Genomic DNA, 2236 nt, shown 5'->3' with positions numbered 1-2236 from the left:
GTTCAAATGGCGATTCAGCGTTTAATTGGTTTTGGGAAAAAAGAAGAGTTTAAGGAAATTTTGGCAATTTTAAGAAAGCAGAATCCTGATAGGATAAGGGTTCTGTGAAATTTGTCGTGTACAGAGAAGAATTTTAGAATCGGTTTTGTGTCTAGGCTACTGGGAGCATTCCAATATTTTGATTATTATTTCACTAAAAGTGTCTACAAGATCATGCTCTTCATTAAGCCATAATTTTTGATATTTAAACCTAATTTCATGAATTGCACTAAAAAGAGGGAACTCTTTCATAATTTATAATTAAATTAGAAGTTTTCTTAGGAAGCTGTTTAATATTATTGATATCTATACAGTTTTTCTTGTAAAAGCGCTTCATTTATAGTGAGTATTTCAATAAAATAAGGGAGCTAGCTCCCTTATTTTATTCATTTGCTAATTAAAAATTACTCGCAACTTGATATGTGATGAATGAAAAGATGTAGGCTAATGCAAACAAATAAGTTGCCATAATGATGGGCTGTTTCCAGCTGCCAGTTTCTCGTCTAATTGTTGCTAACGTAGCAAGACAATGGGGAGCAAAAATAAACCATACCAATAATGATAAACCTGTGGCTAACCCCCATCCATCCGGGCCTGAAATTTGACTTAACAGACTTTGAGTTACTGTATCTTCATCACCTGACATCGCATAAATCACCCCAAGAGCAGCAATTACAACTTCCCTTGCTGCCATAGCAGGAATGAGTGCAATACATATTTCCCATGTAAACCCAATAGGCGCAAATATAGGATGAATTAAATGCCCTAACTGACCAGCTAAACTATAGTTAATGGCCGGCATGGTTGCATTATCTGGTGGTTGAGGGAACGTGACTAGCACCCATAACAAGATAGACAGCGCAACGATAATGCCACCAACTCGTTTTAAGAAAATAGTTGCCCTATCATATAAGCCTAATGCAATATTTCTAATATCTGGAATTCGGTATGTGGGAAGTTCAAAAATAAAAATACTTTCAGTTTTATCTTTTCGAACCAACTCCAGAAAGACTGAAACTAATAACGCTGAGACTATTCCCGACATATAAAGACCAAAAAGGACTAATCCTTGCAGACTTAACCAGCCGTAGATTAATTGGTTGGGAATAAATGCCGCGATCAATAAAGCATATACTGGCAATCTTGCTGAACAGGTCATCAAGGGTGCAATCATAATTGTTGCTAATCGGTCCCGTTCAGAGCTGATACTTCTGGTTGCCATAATTCCGGGAATCGCACAAGCAAAACTGGATAGCAGAGGAATAAATGAACGGCCGCTAAGCCCGGCTTTAGACATTAATTTATCTAAAAGAAATGCTGCTCGGGGTAAATAGCCTGACTCTTCAAGCATTAAAATGAAGAAGAATAAAATCAAAATCTGAGGCATATATGCAAGCACGCTACCTGCACCAGCAATTACCCCATCCACAACCAAGCTTTTTAATAGAGGATGTTGGATTAGTGGTCCAATAAAATCACTGAGCCATGCGACAAAATTTTCAATGAATTCAATAAAAGGCGTTGCCCATATAAATACCGCCTGGAACATCACAAACATGGTTAAAGTTAAGATTACTAAACCCAATACAGGATGTAGAAAAATTTTATCTAGAAATGCGGTTCTTTTATCACCACTGTCATTATTTAAAATAACTTGTTTGGTGATTTGTTTGACCTGTTCAAAATGACTTAATTCAGAATGATAAGGAGTAATAAAAAGATTTTTTTGATCTAATTGATTAATTAAATCTTGAATTCCTTTTGTTTTAACTGCGACAGCTTCAACTACAGGGATACCTAACAGTTGAGACAGTTTATCCTTATTAATGGAAATACCACGCTTTTTGACCTCATCCATCATATTTAATACAAGAATCATAGGGCGATTTAGAGCACGAACTTCGAGAACCAAGCTCAAATGTAAGCTTAAATTTGTGGCATCTACAACGCATATAAAAATATCGGGTAGAATTTCACCTTTTAGCTCGCCCAAACAAACTGCCCTGGTGACTTCTTCATCTAAACTACTAGGTTTTAAACTGTAAGTTCCGGGTAAGTCCAATACTCGTATTGATGTGTGCTGAATTAGCAGGAGACTTTCACTTGGGAGATTCTAGGCAGCTAACCGATAAAAGTCTTCTGCCATTTGATTTGGTGTCTTAAAATCCAAGCCTTTTTGAATTCTTCGCTGATTATA

General features: G+C 36.4%; 1 pseudogene. It reads right to left on the bottom strand.

The features are described 5' to 3' along the window. Positions 1–436: 436 nt before the first annotated feature. Positions 437–2113, bottom strand: a pseudogene (locus tag FTV42_RS16355) (ferrous iron transporter B); the annotation flags it as partial. Positions 2114–2236: the final 123 nt, after the last annotated feature.

The sequence above is a fragment of the Acinetobacter sp. YH16052 genome (assembly GCF_013417155.1).
GTDB lineage: Bacteria > Pseudomonadota > Gammaproteobacteria > Pseudomonadales > Moraxellaceae > Acinetobacter.
The sequence above is the reverse complement of the archived record's forward strand: the minus strand, read 5'-3'. Positions and strand labels throughout refer to the sequence as shown.